At 59.5% G+C, this 16,885-nt stretch carries 15 protein-coding genes; 8 read left to right on the top strand and 7 right to left on the bottom strand.

Going from position 1 to position 16,885, the window contains the following annotated elements; translation table 11 throughout:
- Positions 1-48 precede the first annotated feature (48 nt).
- Complete coding sequence (gene lysM / locus ABVN21_RS22150; protein WP_339553607.1) at positions 49-489, top strand: peptidoglycan-binding protein LysM; 441 nt, start codon at positions 49-51, stop codon at positions 487-489.
- Positions 490-642: 153 nt separating this feature from the next.
- On the opposite strand, the gene yrfG is transcribed toward lysM, so the two are convergent.
- Entirely contained in the window at positions 643-1,305 is a 663-nt protein-coding gene (yrfG, locus tag ABVN21_RS22145; RefSeq protein WP_339553606.1) for a GMP/IMP nucleotidase, read from the bottom strand.
- A 91-nt stretch (positions 1,306-1,396) separates the two neighbouring features.
- Between yrfG and nudE the strand changes: the two genes are divergently transcribed.
- Entirely contained in the window at positions 1,397-1,963 is a 567-nt protein-coding gene (nudE, locus tag ABVN21_RS22140) for an ADP compounds hydrolase NudE (protein ID WP_034148495.1), read from the top strand.
- A complete protein-coding gene (cysQ, locus tag ABVN21_RS22135) occupies positions 1,960-2,787 on the top strand; it encodes a 3'(2'),5'-bisphosphate nucleotidase CysQ (protein ID WP_339553605.1) in 828 nt (275 codons plus the stop codon). The genes nudE and cysQ overlap by 4 nt, the downstream gene beginning before the upstream one ends.
- Positions 2,788-2,874: 87 nt before the next feature.
- Here cysQ and ABVN21_RS22130 read toward each other — a convergent pair whose 3' ends face one another.
- The 4 genes from ABVN21_RS22130 to rfbC all read right to left on the bottom strand — a co-directional run bounded on the left by ABVN21_RS22130 (position 2,875) and on the right by rfbC (position 7,198).
- Positions 2,875-3,330, bottom strand: a complete 456-nt coding sequence (locus tag ABVN21_RS22130; RefSeq protein WP_339553604.1) for a YiiD C-terminal domain-containing protein — start codon at positions 3,328-3,330, stop codon at positions 2,875-2,877.
- Positions 3,331-3,370: 40 nt separating this feature from the next.
- A complete protein-coding gene (locus tag ABVN21_RS22125; protein WP_339553603.1) occupies positions 3,371-4,765 on the bottom strand; it encodes a sigma-54 dependent transcriptional regulator in 1,395 nt (464 codons plus the stop codon).
- Complete coding sequence (locus tag ABVN21_RS22120; protein WP_339553602.1) at positions 4,762-6,570, bottom strand: ATP-binding protein; 1,809 nt, start codon at positions 6,568-6,570, stop codon at positions 4,762-4,764. Before ABVN21_RS22120 ends, ABVN21_RS22125 begins: the two co-directional genes overlap by 4 nt.
- Positions 6,571-6,652: 82 nt before the next feature.
- Complete coding sequence (gene rfbC / locus ABVN21_RS22115; RefSeq protein ID WP_339553601.1) at positions 6,653-7,198, bottom strand: dTDP-4-dehydrorhamnose 3,5-epimerase; 546 nt, start codon at positions 7,196-7,198, stop codon at positions 6,653-6,655.
- A 189-nt stretch (positions 7,199-7,387) separates the two neighbouring features.
- Here rfbC and ABVN21_RS22110 point away from each other — a divergent pair, with 189 nt between their 5' ends.
- The 5 genes from ABVN21_RS22110 to ABVN21_RS22090 all read left to right on the top strand — a co-directional run bounded on the left by ABVN21_RS22110 (position 7,388) and on the right by ABVN21_RS22090 (position 14,794).
- Entirely contained in the window at positions 7,388-10,300 is a 2,913-nt protein-coding gene (locus ABVN21_RS22110; protein ID WP_339553600.1) for an aminotransferase, read from the top strand.
- A gap of 265 nt (positions 10,301-10,565) precedes the next feature.
- Positions 10,566-11,444, top strand: a complete 879-nt coding sequence (aguB, locus tag ABVN21_RS22105; RefSeq protein ID WP_034148501.1) for an N-carbamoylputrescine amidase — start codon at positions 10,566-10,568, stop codon at positions 11,442-11,444.
- A gap of 5 nt (positions 11,445-11,449) precedes the next feature.
- Positions 11,450-12,556 carry an agmatine deiminase gene (gene aguA, locus ABVN21_RS22100; protein WP_339553599.1) on the top strand — a complete coding sequence of 369 codons (1,107 nt, stop codon included), beginning with the start codon at positions 11,450-11,452 and terminating at the stop codon, positions 12,554-12,556.
- Positions 12,557-12,802: 246 nt separating this feature from the next.
- Complete coding sequence (locus ABVN21_RS22095) at positions 12,803-13,015, top strand: hypothetical protein (RefSeq protein WP_339553598.1); 213 nt, start codon at positions 12,803-12,805, stop codon at positions 13,013-13,015.
- 474 nt (positions 13,016-13,489) lie between these two features.
- Positions 13,490-14,794, top strand: a complete 1,305-nt coding sequence (locus ABVN21_RS22090) for an OprD family porin (RefSeq protein WP_339553597.1) — start codon at positions 13,490-13,492, stop codon at positions 14,792-14,794.
- Positions 14,795-14,897: 103 nt separating this feature from the next.
- On the opposite strand, the gene ABVN21_RS22085 is transcribed toward ABVN21_RS22090, so the two are convergent.
- Together ABVN21_RS22085 and ABVN21_RS22080 are read right to left on the bottom strand one after the other, a co-directional pair.
- Positions 14,898-16,475, bottom strand: a complete 1,578-nt coding sequence (locus ABVN21_RS22085; protein WP_339553596.1) for a M48 family metallopeptidase — start codon at positions 16,473-16,475, stop codon at positions 14,898-14,900.
- An 11-nt stretch (positions 16,476-16,486) separates the two neighbouring features.
- Complete coding sequence (locus ABVN21_RS22080; RefSeq protein WP_339553595.1) at positions 16,487-16,849, bottom strand: hypothetical protein; 363 nt, start codon at positions 16,847-16,849, stop codon at positions 16,487-16,489.
- Between the last annotated feature and the right edge of the window lie 36 nt (positions 16,850-16,885).

Raw genomic sequence — 16,885 nt, 5'->3', positions numbered from 1 at the left:
TGGTCTAGGCTTTTGTCTCTGGAACCCAAAACCCAAGGAGAGTGCACCATGAGTCTTTTGAGCTTTGTGAAAGAAGCAGGCGAAAAACTGCTGGATTTACTGACGCCGGGCAATGCCAATGCCAGTGAGCAGTTGAAGGAACACATCAACAAAGTCGGCCTGGGTAATCCGAATGTGCAGGCGACAGTCGATGGCGACAAAGTCACCGTGACTGGTGAAGTGGCAAGTCAGGAAGAGAAAGAAAAGATCCTGCTGGCCGTGGGCAATATTGCCGGTGTCGGCAGTGTGGATGATCAGATCACCGTGACCGGGCCAGTAGTCGTGGCCGCGAAATTTGTTGTGGTTGAGAAGGGCGACACCCTGAGCGCCATTTCCCTGCGTGTGTATGGCGATGCCAACAAGTATCAAAAAATCTTCGACGCTAACAAGCCGATGCTCAAGGATGTGAACAAGATCTATCCGGGGCAGTCGTTGCGGATTCCTGAATAATGCAAAACCTGTGGCGAGGGAACTTGCTCCCGCTGGAGTGCGGAGCACTTCCAATCCGGCCAATGCCTTCTCTCAGATAGATCGCGTCGGCTGAATGGCGACTGCTGCGCAGCCGAGCGGGAGTAAGCTCCCTCGCCACAATGACGTGTCGGATTAAAGCCCGGTAATGAGCTCCCGGTAATCCCCCACCGCCGCAAACTCCGCCGTGTCCTTCGGTCCTTTGCGGCTGTCCGGTTCGCGCACGGCCAACAAATGCGCCACGCCAAAATCGCGGGCACTGCGCAGGATCGGCAGCGTGTCGTCGATAAACAGGCTGCGCGCCGGGTCGAAGTCGATATCCGCCTGCAACGCCTCCCAGAACTGCGGATTTTCCTTGGGGAATCCGTAGTCGTGGGAGCTGATCAAGCGCTCGAAATACGGCGCCAGCTCGATTTTTTCCAGCTTCAAGGACAAGGAATCGCGGTGCGCGTTGGTGATCAACACCACGCGTTTGCCGGCCCGCTTGATCGCCGCCAGAAACGTATCGGCATCCGGGCGTAGGGCGATGAGGTGCGCGGTTTCCAGTTTCAGTTCGCGCACCGGCAGCTTCAGTTCGGCACTCCAGAAATCCAGGCAGTACCACTGTAGCTGGCCGGCATTGCGTTCGAACAATGGCTGCAACTCCAGCTCGGCCATGGCCCGGCTTACCCCGTGCAAGTCGGCATAGCGTTGGGGCAGGTGCTCCAGCCAGAAATGGTTGTCGAAGTGCAGGTCCAGCAGCGTACCGTCCATGTCCAGCAGAACGGTGTCGATGTCGCGCCAGGGCAGCAGGGACATAGAAAACTTCTCCAGCGGTAAAAAAAGGTATCCGGGGACAACAATCAGGATAGGCCGGGTATAGTAACCCGCTATTGCCCAGGAGCCGCTCATGCGCCAGAAACCCACCATCCTCGCCCGCGAGATTGTCGCCACCAGCCGTTTATTCTGCGTTGAAGAGCTGAAGCTGCGCTTTTCCAATGGTGTGGAGCGCACCTACGAGCGTTTGGTCGGCAAGGGCGCCGGGTATGGCGCAGTGATGATCGTGGCGATGCTCGATGCGGATCACGCCGTACTGGTCGAAGAATATTGCGGCGGCACCGACGCCTACGAGTTGTCGCTGCCCAAAGGTTTGATCGAGCCCGGTGAAGACGTGCTGGCGGCGGCTGAGCGAGAGCTCAAGGAAGAAGCCGGTTTTGGCGCACGGCAGTTGGAGCATCTGACCGAGTTGTCGTTGTCGCCCGGCTACATGAGCCAGAAAATCCAGGTGGTACTGGCCACCGACCTCTATGAAGAGCGTCTTGAAGGCGATGAGCCGGAGCCGATGGGCCTGGGCAAGGTCAATCTGCGCGAACTGTCGGCCTTGGCGCAAAATCCACAATTCACTGAAGGGCGCGCCTTGGCGGCGTTGTACCTGGCTCGTGACTTACTGACCCAGCGCGGGGTGTTCCTGCCATGAATTTCCCGCATCCATTGATGGCGCCGGTGGTTGAGTTGGCATTGAAGGCCGGTGAGGCGATCCTGCCGTTCTGGCGCATCGGCACCGCCGTGACCGCCAAGGCCGACGACTCTCCCGTGACCGCCGCTGATCTGGCCGCCCATCACCTGATTCTGGCCGGGCTTACGGCGCTCGATCCGAGCATTCCGGTGTTGTCGGAAGAAGATGCCAACATTCCCCAGAGTGTGCGCGCCGGGTGGCAACGCTGGTGGCTGGTTGACCCACTGGACGGGACCAAGGAGTTCATCTCCGGTAGCGAAGAATTTACCGTCAACATTGCCCTGATCGAAAACGGCCAAGTGGTATTCGGCGTGGTATCGATGCCAACCAATGGCCGTTTCTATGTCGGTGGTGCCGGGCTCGGCGCCTGGCGTTGTGATCAAGGTGGTACGCCCTCGGCGATTCAGGTGCGTGACGTGCCGGCCCCCGGGCAATCGTTTACCGTAGTTGCCAGTCGTCGCCATTCCAGTCCGGAACAGGAGCGCTTGCTGGCCGGGTTGAGCGCCAGTCTGGGTGAGTTGCAGCTGGCCAATATCGGCAGTTCGCTGAAGTTTTGCCTGTTGGCCGAAGGGGCAGCGGATTGCTACCCACGGCTGGCCCCCACTTCGCAGTGGGACACGGCGGCGGCACAAGGCGTGTTGGAAGGCGCGGGCGGTGAGGTGCTGGAGCTGAGCGGTGCGCCTTTCAGCTACCCGGCGCGGGAGTCGCTGTTGAATGAGTTCTTTCTGGCGTTGCCAGCGAAGGCGGCCTGGCGCGAGAAATTGTTGGCGCTGGCTAACCTGTAGGAGCTGGCTTGCCAGCGATGCGGTGTGTCTGACACACCGCGTTGCATGAATCGCCAGCAAGCCGGCTCCTACGATGGTCATTGCACTTCAGCGATGCAGCACGTACTGCCCGACAAACTTCACTGCATCCTCATCGCTCCCCACATTCACGACTCGCGTATGCAGCGTCAGCCGTGCACGTCCATAGCGCTGATACATCGCCAGAAACTTCTTCCACACCTGCGCACTCGGTGCGTGGCAAATGGCGTTGGCATCGCCCGTTACCGGCAACGGATAACTGATCTGCCCTTCCTGAATCACGATATGCCCGCCTTCAATCCCTTCCTCTTTCAGGCGCAAACTCAACCATCCCCACCCAGCCAATACGGCGCCACAGTACAAGCTGCCGCCGAACATGGTGCTCTTGTGGTTGACGTTGGCCTCCAGCGGCAAATACAGGCGCAATTGCTGATCGTGCCAGTCGAGCACTTTGAGGCCCATGTCCCGCGTCAGCGGGATGTCGTGATGGAGGACGGATTCCAGGTGACGACTGTCGCGGCTCATTCGTGGGCCTCTTGTTTGAGTTGAGGGTATGACCGATGACTCAATCGAGTTCTTCGGTGTGACTGGCGGCGCCACTGTCGGCGAAGCTCAGGCCGTGCTTGCGCAGTTTGTCATGCAAGGTCTTGCGCGGAATGCCGAGGGCTTCGGCGACGCTGCGCACCGAGCTGTGGGAGCGTGCCAGTTCAGCGGCGATCAGGGTTTTTTCGAAGTTTTCCACCTGCTCGCTCAAACCGCCGCTGACCACCTCCATCGGCGCGCCGGACGGGTTTTGCGACTCGTTGTTGTCCAGCGCCAATTCCAGGCCCAGGGCAAAGCGCTCGGCAGCGTTTTGCAGTTCGCGCACGTTACCGGGCCAGGTGTGGCGCAGCAGCATGGCGCGTTGTCCCGGTTGCAGTTCGTGGGGCGGTAGGCCGTGGCGGGCGCTGGCTTCATCGGCAAAGTGCTGGAACAGCATCAAGGCATCTTCGCCGCGCTCGCGCAGTGGCGGAATGCGCAGCGGTGCGACGTTCAAGCGGTAATACAAATCGGCGCGGAAACGCCCCTGATCGGCGGACTGACGCAGGTCTTCCTTGGTGGCGGCGATGATGCGGATGTCCAGCGCAATCAGCTGATTGCCGCCCAGGCGTTCGACCACCCGCTCTTGCAGCAAACGCAGCAATTTCACCTGCACGTCCAGGCTCATGCTTTCGATTTCATCAAGGAACAGTGTGCCGCCGTTGGCGAATTCAAATTTGCCGATGCGACGCTTCTGCGCGCCGGTGAAGGCGCCTGGCTCGTGACCGAATAGCTCGCTCTCGACCACCGATTCGGCCAGCGCTCCGGCGTTGATCGCCACGAACGGGCCGTTACGCCGGCTCGACAGATCATGCAGCGCCCGAGCCACCACTTCTTTACCGGCACCGGTTTCACCGAGGATCAGCACATCGGCCTTGGTCGCCGCCAACGCACCGATTTGCTCACGCAGACGCAGCATTGACGGCGAGTGACCGACCAGACGCGTGCTCAGCTCATTGCGATCGCTCAAGGCCAGACGCAGGCTGCGGTTATCCAGCACCAGTCGGCGCAAGGCCAGTGCCCGACGTACGCTGTCGAGCAGGGCGTCGCTGGCGAAAGGTTTTTCCAGAAAGTCATAAGCGCCGGCGCGCATGGCTTGCACCGCCAGCGGCACGTCGCCGTGACCAGTGATCAGCAGCACCGGCAACTCTGGGTCCTGGGCGTGGAGCTCGGTCAGCAATTCCAGACCGTCCATGCCCGGCATGCGAATGTCACTGACCACCACGCCCGGCCAGTCACGTTCCAGTTGCGCGGCCAGACCCTTGGCTTCGGCGAGCGGCAGGATTTTCAGGCCAGCCAGATCCAGGGTCTGGCCCAGGGCCTGGCGCAGATGGGGATCGTCGTCGATCAACACGACCTGGATGCGGTTGTCGATGGTCATGCACTTCGGTCCTCGGACGGTTGCAGGCTCACTCCCGGTGCGCCTGCGCGTAGCTTCAGGGTAATCAACGCGCCGCCTTCCTTGTGGTTGGCGAACGACAGTTCACCGCCGAAGGCGCGCATCAGGGTCTCGCAAATCGCCAGCCCCAACCCAAGGCCCTGGGTGCGGGTTTTGGTGGTGTAAAAGGGCTCGCTGGCGCGACCAAGTGCCTCCAGGCAGAAGCCGGGGCCGTTGTCGCGAATGTACAGGTTGACGCCATCGGCCGTGGATTGGGCACTCAGCCAGAGTTTACGCGGCGGGCCTTTTTCCGTCAGGGCATCCAGAGCGTTGGCCAGCAGATTGCCGAGTACCTGGCGCAGTCGGGTTTCACCGGCCTCGACCCACAGGGTGGCGGCGGGCAAATCGCGGATCAGTTCGACTTCCATGCCTCGCCGCCGCTTGGCCAGCAACGCCAGGGCATCGTCCAGTGCCGGCTGCAGGGCGACGCTTTCCGGGGCGTGACGATCGCGCCGGGCAAAGGCGCGCAAGTGGGCGATGATCGAAGCCATGCGCCCGGTCAGTTCGCTGATCAGCTTGAGGTTGCCGCGGGCATCGTCGGTGCGTTGGTGGTCGAGCAACACTTCGGCGTTTTCCGCGTAGCTGCGAATGGCGGCCAGCGGTTGATTGAGCTCATGGCTGATGCTGGCCGACATCGTCCCCAGCGCCGACAGTTTGCCGGCCTGCACCAGATCATCCTGGGCACGCACCAGTTCTTGCTGAGCCTGTTCGCGCTCCAACACTTCCTGTTTCAGTCGACGGTTGAGGCCTTCCAGGTCGCTGGTGCGCTCGGCGACCCGGCCTTCCAGTTCGCGGCGAGCCTTGGCTTCGAAGGCGATTCGTTCGAGGTAATGCCGGCGGCGTTGCATCATCAGGCCGAGCAACAACATCACCACCAACAGCGTCGCGCCACCGATGGCAAGCACCGTGCGCACCGGGCGGTCGATCAGGGTTCGCGGCGCGAGGATGCTGACATTCCAGCCGGTTTCCGCGATCGGCTGGGTCTGGGTCAACCAAGCGTTGGGATTTAGCTTCAACGGCTTTGGATCACGGGTTGGATAGGGTTGGATCGCGGTGATCGCCTTGCGTTCGTCATCGCTCAACGGCCGGGTCGAGCGGAAACGCCATTCCGGACGGGAAGTGAGGATGACCACACCGTTATGGTCGGTCAGCAGCAGTTGTTCCGGGGTTTTGCCCCACAGGCTTTCGGTGTGGTCGAGATCGACCTTGACCACCAGCACACCCGTGATTTTTTCGCCGTCACGCACGGCAGCGGCGAAAAAGTAGCCGCGTTTGGCGGAAGTGGTGCCTAGCCCGAAAAAGCGTCCGAGGCGCCCGGCCATGGCTTCGCTGAAGTACGGGCGGAAGGCAAAATTGCGCCCGACGAAACTGTCATGTTTGTCCCAGTTGGAGGCGGCCAGGGTCTTGCCCGTAGTGTCCATCAGGTACATGACTTCGGCACCGGTCTGGGTGCTGATGTTTTTCAGCAAGCGATTGGCGTTGCCTTGGGTGACGCTGTCGTCCGGTGCACCGAGCACGGCGCGCAGGGCCGGCAGATCGCCGAGGATCTGCGGCATCACTTCATAGCGGTGCAGGGTGCCCAGCAGGTTGGCGACATAGAGATCGAGGGTCTGGCGGTTCTGCCCGGCCAGTTCGCTGCGGTAGTAGCGCTCGGCCAGATGCTCCAGCGGCCACAGCAACGGCGCCAGGCACAAGGCGAGCAATGCCAGGCTGCGCCAACGAGGTCTGCGGGGGAGGGTTGGAGTCATGAGCATCGAGCGCCTGTGGGTACAGGCGCATTATGCCTAGGCTTGCGGGCGCAGTCTGCGCGGCCGAGCTTCTGCCCGGGTTTCAGGCAAAAACGTCAGCATCCTTGAACAATGCGCCGGCTTGATCCCTGGCCGACAGATGCGGCGCAGCGTCCAGTTGCCAGTCGATGGCCAGGTCCGGGTCATCCCAACGAATGCTGCGCTCGGATGACGGGTTGTAGTAGTCGGTGGTTTTGTAGAGGAACTCGGCGAACTCACTCAGGACCACGAAACCGTGGGCAAAACCTTCCGGTACCCAGAGCTGGCGGCGATTTTCGGCGGACAGGCGTACCGCAACCCATTGACCGAAATGTGGCGAACTGCGGCGAATGTCCACCGCGACGTCGAGAACTTCTCCCGCTGTGACGCGAACCAGTTTGCCCTGGGTATTTTCCAGTTGGTAATGCAAGCCACGAAGCACGCCTTTTTGCGAGCGGGAATGGTTGTCCTGGACGAACCGGGTGTCCAGGCCAGTGGCTTCCTGAAACGCCTTCGTGTTGAAGCTTTCGTAAAAAAAGCCCCGCTCGTCACCGTAAACCTTGGGTTCGAAGATTAGAACACCGGGGAGGTCGGTGGTGACTACATTCATGGTCTCACTCCAGTGATAAGCGTCGATGGTCGGCATTCTTGCGCAGAGTCTTGATCAAGGCGAGGGGCGCAACATTTTTTCCTTGTTCTTTTTATGCGGCCTGTCGGTCGCCAGGTGGCAGAGTGGGGGTTGCGTAACGCCCCAAGCAGTGGCGATATAGGCGCCTAATAAAATTTCAGGGGTCGTTGTATGCCGCTCGCCACGTTGATTCATCGCGCCAGTTTGCCCAGCCCGCAGGTCTCTGCGGAGCAAGCGCTTGAGCTGCTGCAGAAACATTACGGGCTCAGCGGCCGATTGCAGGCCCTCGGTAGCCAGCAGGATCTGAACTATCGCGTCGACAGTGACCAGGGCCGATTCGTCCTGAAAATCTGCCGGGGCGACTATTCGGCGCTGGAACTGCAAGCTCAGCACGCCGGGCTCAAGCATTTGAGCGAACACCCGGACGTGCATGTACCGCGGGTGATCCCGGCGGAAAACGGCGCGGATTTGCTCTCACTTGAAGTCGCAGGGCAAGCAGTGCACGTTCGTCTGCTGGATTACATCGAGGGCCAATCCCTGACCCACCTCGATCATTTCAACCGAACCGTAGTAGCCGGTTTCGGTCGCTTGTGCGGCGAGATGGACCTGGCGCTGGCGGCGTTCGACCATCCGGGACTGGTGCGCACCCTGCAGTGGGACGCTCGACATGCCCAGGCGTTGATTGCGCATTTGCTGCCGGTGATCCAGGACGATGCCCAGCGCCAGTTGATCGCCGATGCGGCGGAGCAAGCCGAGCGCCATTTGCAGCCTCTGGTGGACAAATTGCCGGTACAGGCCATCCACATGGACATCACCGACGATAACGTGGTGTGGCAACGCGACGCTGAGCGTCATTGGCAGTTGCAGGGCGTGATTGATTTCGGCGATTTGATTCGCACCTGGCGCATCACCGATCTGTCGGTGACCTGCGCCGCATTGCTGCACCACGGGGATGGCGATCCGTTCTGCATTTTGCCGGCGGTGCAGGCGTATCACGCGGTCAATCCGCTGACCCGTGAAGAGTTGCTGGCGCTGTGGCCGCTTATCGTCGCTCGTGCGGCGGTGTTGGTGCTCAGTGGTGAGCAGCAGGTCAGCATCGATCCGGGCAACCAGTACAGCCGCGATAACCTGAGCCACGAGTGGGAGATTTTCCGTGTAGCTACATCGGTGCCGCTGGCGTTGATGGAAGCCGCGATCCTGATTGCTGTCGGCCAAAACCTCGCGGCCATTGGCAGCGAAGATTTTGCACCGCTGCTGCCAAGCCTGGTCGGTCGAGAATTTGCGTTGATCGATCTGGGCGTACTCAGCCCGCATTTCGAGGCGGGTAACTGGGAACAGGAGGGTATCGATCAGCGCCTGTTGAACGAGGCTGCCGCAGTTCACGGTCTGGCGGCCAGTCGTTACGGGCAATACCGTTTGTCCCGCACCCGTCCGGACAGCGCCATCGAACCGGATACCTGCCCGTTGCATGTCGAGTTGCATGTACCGCACGGCACCGCGGTCGAATCGCCGTTTGCCGGCGTCGTTCATCAGCCTGCACCGGGCGTGCTGCAACTCGACGGTCCGCAACTAAGTGTGCGGATGTGGGGCGTAACGCCGACGCTGCATACGGGGGCGGCACTGGTCAAAGGCCAGGTGTTGGGCTCGGTCAGTGGACCGCTGATCGTTCAACTCAGTCGTGGTGCATCGTTGTCGGCGCCGTTGTTTTGCACGCCATCACGCGCAGCGGCCTGGCAAGCGTTATGCCCGTCTCCGGCGGCGCTGGTGGGCCTGGCCTGCGATGCGGAAGAAGAGCTCGACGCGCCTACCCTGCTGGCCCGTCGCGACGCCAGTTTCGCCCGCACGCAAAAACACTACTACGTCGATCCGCCGCGCATCGAGCGCGGCTGGCGCAACCACCTGATCGATATGCAGGGCCGCTCCTATCTCGACATGCTCAACAACGTCGCGGTGCTCGGCCACGGCCATCCACGCATGTCGGCGGTCGCCAGCCGCCAGTGGTCGCTGCTCAACACCAATTCGCGGTTCAACTACGCCGCCGTTGCCGAATTTTCCGAACGTTTGCTGAAGCTGGCGCCGGACTCCATGGACCGCGTGTTCCTGGTCAACAGCGGCAGCGAGGCCAATGACTTGGCGATCCGCCTGGCGTGGGCCTTCAGCGGCGGGCGCGACATGCTCAGCGTGCTGGAGGCTTATCACGGCTGGACGGTCGGCGCGGATGCGGTCTCGACCTCGATCGCCGACAACCCCAAAGCCTTGAGCAGCCGCCCGGACTGGGTGCACCCGGTGATTGCGCCGAACACCTATCGCGGTGAATTCCGCGGCCCGGACAGTGCGCCGGATTACGTGCGCAGCGTGGAACACAATCTGGCGAAAATCGCCGAGCAAAAACGCCAGTTGGCAGGTTTCATCTGCGAACCGGTGTACGGCAATGCCGGTGGTATTTCGCTGCCGCCGGGTTACTTGCAGCAGGTGTACGCCATGGTTCGCGCCCAGGGCGGCGTGTGCATCGCCGACGAAGTGCAAGTGGGCTACGGGCGCATGGGCCATTTCTTCTGGGGCTTCGAAGAGCAAGGCGTGGTACCGGACATCATCACCATGGCCAAGGGCATGGGCAATGGCCAGCCGCTGGGCGCGGTGATCACCCGCCGCGAAATCGCCGAGGCGCTGGAGGCCGAGGGGTATTTCTTCTCGTCGGCCGGGGGCAGTCCGGTGAGCTGCCAGATCGGCATGGCGGTGCTGGATGTGATGGAAGAGGAGAAGCTCTGGGAAAACGCTCAGATCGTTGGCGGATATTTCAAGGAGCGTCTTGAAGCGCTGATCGATATTCATCCGTTGGTGGGCGCGGTGCATGGTTCCGGGTTCTACCTGGGTGTGGAGTTGATCCGCAACCGCGAAACCCTCGAGCCGGCAACCGAAGAAACCACGGCGTTGTGCGACCGCTTGCGCGAATTGGGGATTTTCATGCAACCGACCGGCGATTACCTGAACGTCCTCAAGATCAAACCGCCGATGGTGACCTCGCGCCGGAGTGTGGATTTCTTTGTCGACATGCTCTCAAGTGTGCTCGCGGAGGATCTCTGAACGCATAAACCTGTGTGAGCGAGCCTGCTCGCGAATTCAGTCGTACAGGTACCATTGACGTTGACTGAGCCACCCCTTTCGCGAGCAGGCTCGCTCTCACAGGAATGGTGAATAGAACTCGATTGTTATCGGGATTAAGTGTGTAAATTTAGACGGAATGCATTTCTATAGCTTCTAAAGCCGATATTTATCGGCTATAAAGTCGCCAATGCTAGGGCGTGGATCAACCATGCCCGACCGTCACGCACTTGCCCGGAGATGATTCATGAGCCGTAACGTTACCGTCGCCGCCACTCAGATGGCCTGTTCCTGGGACCTTGAAGGCAATATCGAAGTCGCTGAAAGGCTGGTCCGCGAAGCTGCTGCCAAAGGAGCACAGATCATCCTGATCCAGGAACTGTTCGAAGCACCGTATTTTTGCCAGAAACCAAATCCGGATTACCTGCAACTGGCCACGACGGTCGAAGACAACGTCGCCATCAAGCATTTCCAGAAAGTCGCCAAGGAATTGCAAGTGGTGCTGCCGATCAGTTTTTATGAACTGGCGGGCCGCGCACGTTTCAACAGCATCGCGATCATCGACGCCGACGGCAGCAACCTCGGGATTTATCGGAAAAGCCACATCCCGGACGGTCCTGGCTACCACGAAAAGTACTACTTCAACCCGGGCGACACCGGTTTCAAAGTGTGGAACACCCGATACGCAAAAATCGGCGTGGGTATCTGCTGGGACCAGTGGTTTCCCGAGGCCGCGCGCAGCATGGCGCTGCAAGGCGCGGAGATTCTGTTCTACCCGACCGCCATCGGCAGCGAGCCGCACGACAAGACCATTTCGTCCCGTGATCATTGGCAACGCGTGCAACAGGGCCACGCCGGCGCTAACCTGATGCCGCTGATCGCCAGTAACCGCATCGGCAACGAAGAACAAGACGGCTATGACATTACCTTTTATGGTTCGTCGTTCATCGCCAACCAGTTCGGCGAGAAGGTGCAGGAACTCAATGAAACCGAAGAAGGCATTCTGGTTCACACCTTCGACCTCGACCAACTGGAACACATCCGTAGCGCGTGGGGCTCGTTCCGTGACCGTCGTCCGAACCTGTACAGCGCGCTGAAAACCCTCGACGGTACCCTGGAGTCCTGATCGACATGACCACTTTGAACAGCACCCCTCGCGCAGACGGCTTCTACATGCCGGCCGAGTGGGCACCCCAAACCCAGACCTGGATGGTCTGGCCCGAGCGCCCGGACAACTGGCGCCTGGGTGGCAAACCGGCGCAAGCCGCGCACGTCGCGGTGGCTAAAGCCATTGCACGTTTCGAACCGGTGACCGTAGCGGTTTCCGCCGGCCAGTACGAAAACGCCCGCACCCGCCTGGACGTGCCGAATATCCGCGTCGTTGAAATGTCCAGTGACGACGCCTGGGTTCGCGATACCGGCCCAACCTTTGTCATCAATAACAGCGGTGAAGTCCGCGGCGTGAACTGGGACTTCAACGCCTGGGGCGGATTCGACGGTGGCCTGTATTCGCCGTGGAACCGTGACTCGCAAGTGGGCGGCAAGATCCTTGAGATCGAGCGCAGCCAGCGTTACCGCACCGAAGGCTTCGTGCTCGAAGGCGGCTCGATCCACGTGGATGGCGAAGGCACACTGATCACCACCGAAGAATGCCTGCTCAACCGCAATCGCAACCCGCACATGAACCGCGCGGAAATCGAAGCGGTGCTCAGCGCTCATCTGGCTGTGGATAAAATCATCTGGCTGCCGGACGGTTTGTACAACGACGAAACCGACGGCCATGTGGATAACTTCTGCTGCTACGTGCGTCCGGGCGAAGTGTTGCTGGCCTGGACCGATGACCCGCAGGATCCGAACTACCCACGCTGCCAGGCCGCGATGAAAGTGCTGCAAAGTAGCACCGACGCCAAAGGTCGCCCGTTTACGGTGCACAAGATGCCGATTCCCGGGCCGCTGTACGCGACCGAGGAAGAATGCGCCGGTGTCGATCCGGTTGACGGTACCCAGGAACGTAATCCGTCCGTGCGGCTGGCCGGTTCGTACGTGAACTTCCTGATCGTCAACGGCGGCATTATCGCCCCGAGTTTCGACGACCCGCTGGATGGCCCTGCAAAAGAGATTTTGCAGACCCTGTTCCCGCAGCACGAAGTGGTGATGGTGCCTGGCCGTGAACTGTTACTGGGAGGCGGTAACATTCACTGCCTTACCCAACAACAGCCAGCGCCGCACAAAGAGTGAGTGCTGTTGTAACAGCTTGAGTTAGCGACGAAATCACTCAGGCAAACGTTTTCGCGCACCGCCCCTCGGCAAGCCCGCAGTCTTTCTGGACCGCGGGCTTTTTTGTATCCGCTTGTCGACAGTTCGCACACGTTGGCATAGCTCTTGTATCGGTGATGGAGCAATGCAGGGAGGGGGAGAACTTAGTTGTTCTGTCATAAACCTTGGATAAGTTAGGCCGCTCACAAACCAGGAGAGAGCGCTGAAATGAACGCCGAAGTGAATGTGGTGGGCGAGCGGGCATTGCATCCCCTGGCTGTAAATGGCGAATCGCTCCAGGTCCTGGCGCACTGGTTGAAGTCCAATGGAACGTGTCAGATTGCGGAAAGTGATCCGCGCCGGACGATGATCGAGCGCTACCCCGCTGGCTTGTTCAGCGAAGCGGAGCTGGAAGCGTTGTGGGATGTGATGGAAGGATAGGAAGAAAAACAACGGATTGATAAAAGAAAAGCGCTGCCGGGATGGTGGCGCTTTTTTTATGGGCGAAGACGTGGACACCCCACTGTAGGAGCTGGCTTGCCAGCGATGAGGCCATCCATCCAATATTGATGTCGGATGACAAACCGCTATCGCTGGCAAGCCAGCTCCTACAGGAGATTGCGTGGATTCAATCTCTTCATGCCGCGCGCCGATTGAATTTTTCTGCCACGTAAAGTCATTTCTTAGACGATTTTTGCCTAGATAAAGACGATTCACGAAATTGACACATCAATAAGGGCGCGGCTACGATTCCGCCAACGCCTGTGGCTGACCGCCATGACCCTAAAACAATAAAAAGGCCCGCCGCGAGTGATCGTGGGCGGGCCTTTTTGTTTGCGGAATGAAAAAAGAGCGCGATAGTGCCGTTTCAGTCGTTCGACACAGCGCGTTTCAACCCGTAATAAGGAAAACAACATGTTGAACAAGCGAATCAGCCTGATCGCTCTGGGGATTTTGAGCGCTACACAGGCCATGGCTAACGACCAGGCCGAATCCAAAGGATTTGTTGAAGAGAGCAGCCTTAAAGTGCTGCTACGCAACGCCTACATGAACCGCGATTACAAAAACGGCAACGACGACAAGTCCGAATGGGGCCAAGCGGCCATCGGTACGTTCTCGTCCGGTTTCACCCAAGGCACCGTCGGTGTGGGTGTGGATGCCTTCGGTCTGTACGCACTCAATCTGGAGCGCAATGAAGACCGTAGCGGCGCTCAAGGTATCGATTTCTTCAAGAAAGGCGCCAGCGGCGAGCCGGCGAACGACTTGGCCAAGGGCGGCGCAGCCGTCAAATTCCGCCTGTCCAGCACCACGCTGACCTACGGTGACCAGATGCCGGCCCTGCCGGTGCTGAGCTACGACAACGTGCGTCTGCTGCCAGAAAGTTACACCGGCACCCTGATCACCTCCAAGGAGATCAAGGGCCTGCAACTGGATGCCGGTCGCTTCACCGCCGAATCGCGTAAAAGCGCCGAAGGCCGTGACAGCGGTGGCTTGAAGTCGATCAACGTGTTGGGCGGTAGCTATCAGTTCACCGAACAATTCAAGGCTGCGCTGTATGCGTCCGACGTTGAAGACGTGTTGAAGAAGCAGTACGTGAACGCCAACTACGTGTTCCCGATCGACAAGGATCAGTCCCTGACCCTGGACTTCAACGGCTACCGTACCAAGCTGGATAGCTCGTATATCCGCGAAAACACTATCCCCGGCGAAAGCATCATCACCGGCGACGACAACAAAATCTGGAGCCTGGCAGCCACCTTCGCCACTGGCCCGCACTCGTTCACCCTCGCTCACCAGCGCAGCACCGGCGACAGCAACCTGGGCTACGCCTATGGCGGTTACCAGAAAGATCAACACCGCGTCGGCGACGGTGGCAACACCATCTACCTGGCCAACTCTTACTGGTCCGACTTCAACGCTGAAGACGAACGCAGCTGGCAGCTGGGCTACGGCCTGGACTTCAGCACCTTCGGTGTTCCGGGGCTGAGCTACAACTTCGCCTACGTGCGCGGCGACAACATCACCACCTCCACCAGCGAGGGCGGTACCGAGCGCGAGATCTTCAACCAGTTCAAATACGTCGTGCAAAGCGGCCCGGCCAAAGACCTGAGCGTGAAGCTGCGCAGCTCGATCCTGCGTGTGTCGCAGAAGTCGAGTGAGTACAACGTCAGCGGTAACGAAGTGCGAGTGTTTGTGGATTACCCGATCAACATTTTCTGATGATGGGTTGCGGTATCGAGGCCTGATGAAAGGCTGGTAAAAAGAAGCCCCGACTGGTTCGGGGCTTTTTTTTTGATGCTTGAGATTTACCGTGGCAGTGGCTTCAGGCTTTGACCGGAGCCAGTTTTTTGCAGCTTTCCTTGCGGGTCGGATACTGCTCGCACTTGCTCAGAACCGTTTTCACCTGTGCGGCGTCTTGGAGTTGCTGGTTGGCCAGCAGCTTTTCGGTAATGAACAATTCTTCCGAGCCCAGGTTCCGCTCTGCCTTGTCGATCATGACCAGTGCCGATTGAGCATCGCCGCGTTTGAGGTGGTAGCCGATCATCAGGTCATAGATGGACGGGCCGGCCAGCGACCAATCCTTGATTGACTCAAGATCTTTTAACGCTTCGGCGCTCTTGCCTTGCGCAATATGCACGGCAAATGCGCTGCGACGAATGCCGGGCTGATCTTTTACCGGCGAGGACAGCGCACGCTGGCTGAGTGTGTCGGCCTCATGCAGCTTGCCTTGCTCCAGCGCGGCAGTGGCCGCGTAGGCGTCTTTGTAAGCCTGCATCGCGGCGGCGACTGGCGCGGCATCGCGGACCTTCGGCCAGCTGCGCGTATCGACCCGGGCTCGCCGTTCCTGTCGGTACTCACGTTGCAAGTACTGGCGGAGCTCCTCGTCACGGTCCATCGGTGACATGTGGGAGCGATTGAAGTATTCACTCGTCGCCGTGATGCTGGTGGTCAGCCCCTGATTGATCAGTACATCCAGTTCTTTGGTGAAACTGTTGAGATTGAATTGCTCCAGCGATTGCTGCATGGCGGTCTTGCGTGCACTGAGAAAGCTGCCGAGCAGCGGTTTTTGTTTGCCCTGGAAATCATTCAGGCGTTGCAGGCTGTAACTGGCGGCACGAGGCGCGTAACCGGCACGGATCATCAAGTCGGTGCCCAGCAGATCGGCCTGATCTTCCTGGCTACGACCCCAGGCAGTGCTCCAGATGTTGTCCGAAAAACTGTTGGCCAGTGCCGTGTATAAAACCGTATTGCCGATGGTCTTTTGCGTACCGATGGGATCTTTGCTGATCAACTTCATCGTTCCGGAACTGCGGTCCACGCCGGTGTTGGAAGCCATAGTGGCGAAGACCACCGTCGTGGCGATGTTGGTCATCAGTTCTTTTTGCTGCTTGAAGGCGGCCACGCGTTCGTGATGACGCAGCAGCACATGGCTCATTTCATGTCCCAGCATGGCCGCGATTTCGTCTTCGCTTTCGACGTTATCCAGCATGCCCAACGGCACGAACAGATTGCCTAACGCATCCGCCGACGGCCCGAAGCTGTAGCTGTCAATTACCCTGACCTGCAATGTTGGCATCTCACCGGGCCAACCCTTGGACAGCTTGGTAACGATGCCCTGTAAATAGCTCTGCAGCAGCGGGATATCCACCAGATTGTTCTGGCGAGTATCACTGGCGGGAATAGCGTGGCCGTCATAGCTCAAGCGTTGCTTGCTCTGTTGCTGCACGTCGAGTTTGTAGTGTTGCCTCACCTCCGCGTTTTCGACGTATTTTCCAGCGACTCTGGATTGAGTGGAGGGACCCACCAGGTTCATCACCGCATCATTGGCGCCATTGAGGGTGCTGCAGCCGCTGAGCAACGCACCGGCCAGGATCGGCAGCGCCAGGAGAGACTTTTTCATCTATCGACCCCTTACTGTTTGCAACCCGCACCAAAACCGATGGTCGAGTTGTTCTGGCTGTCGGCAATCTTGCTGGCCGGCATTTTCTGGCAAGGCAGCTTGACCATCTTGCTGGGGTTCAAGCGCAAGTCCATGGTGTCCAGCCAGACTTTACGGCCCGCCAATTCAACCTGTACCAACTCCAGTGCCTCGTTGTATTGCAGCACCGGGAGCGGATTTTTCGGAGCGTCTTTCAACGGCAGTTCGCGTTCGAGTTTTCCTTGTTCGTCGAGCAACGCTATCGGATCGGCGAGAAATGCCTCGACGGTGGGCGCGGCCGCCCAAACGGCTTGGCTGAATACGGCGGCGAGGAAAAATATGGCTGCTCTGGTCATCCTTGATTCCTTGTTTAGTGGGCGAAAAAAGTGTGT

This window comes from Pseudomonas sp. MYb327 (genome assembly GCF_040438925.1).
Taxonomy (GTDB): Bacteria; Pseudomonadota; Gammaproteobacteria; order Pseudomonadales; family Pseudomonadaceae; genus Aquipseudomonas.
Note: the sequence above shows the minus strand (reverse complement) of the source record. Positions and strands in the feature narration are given on the sequence as shown.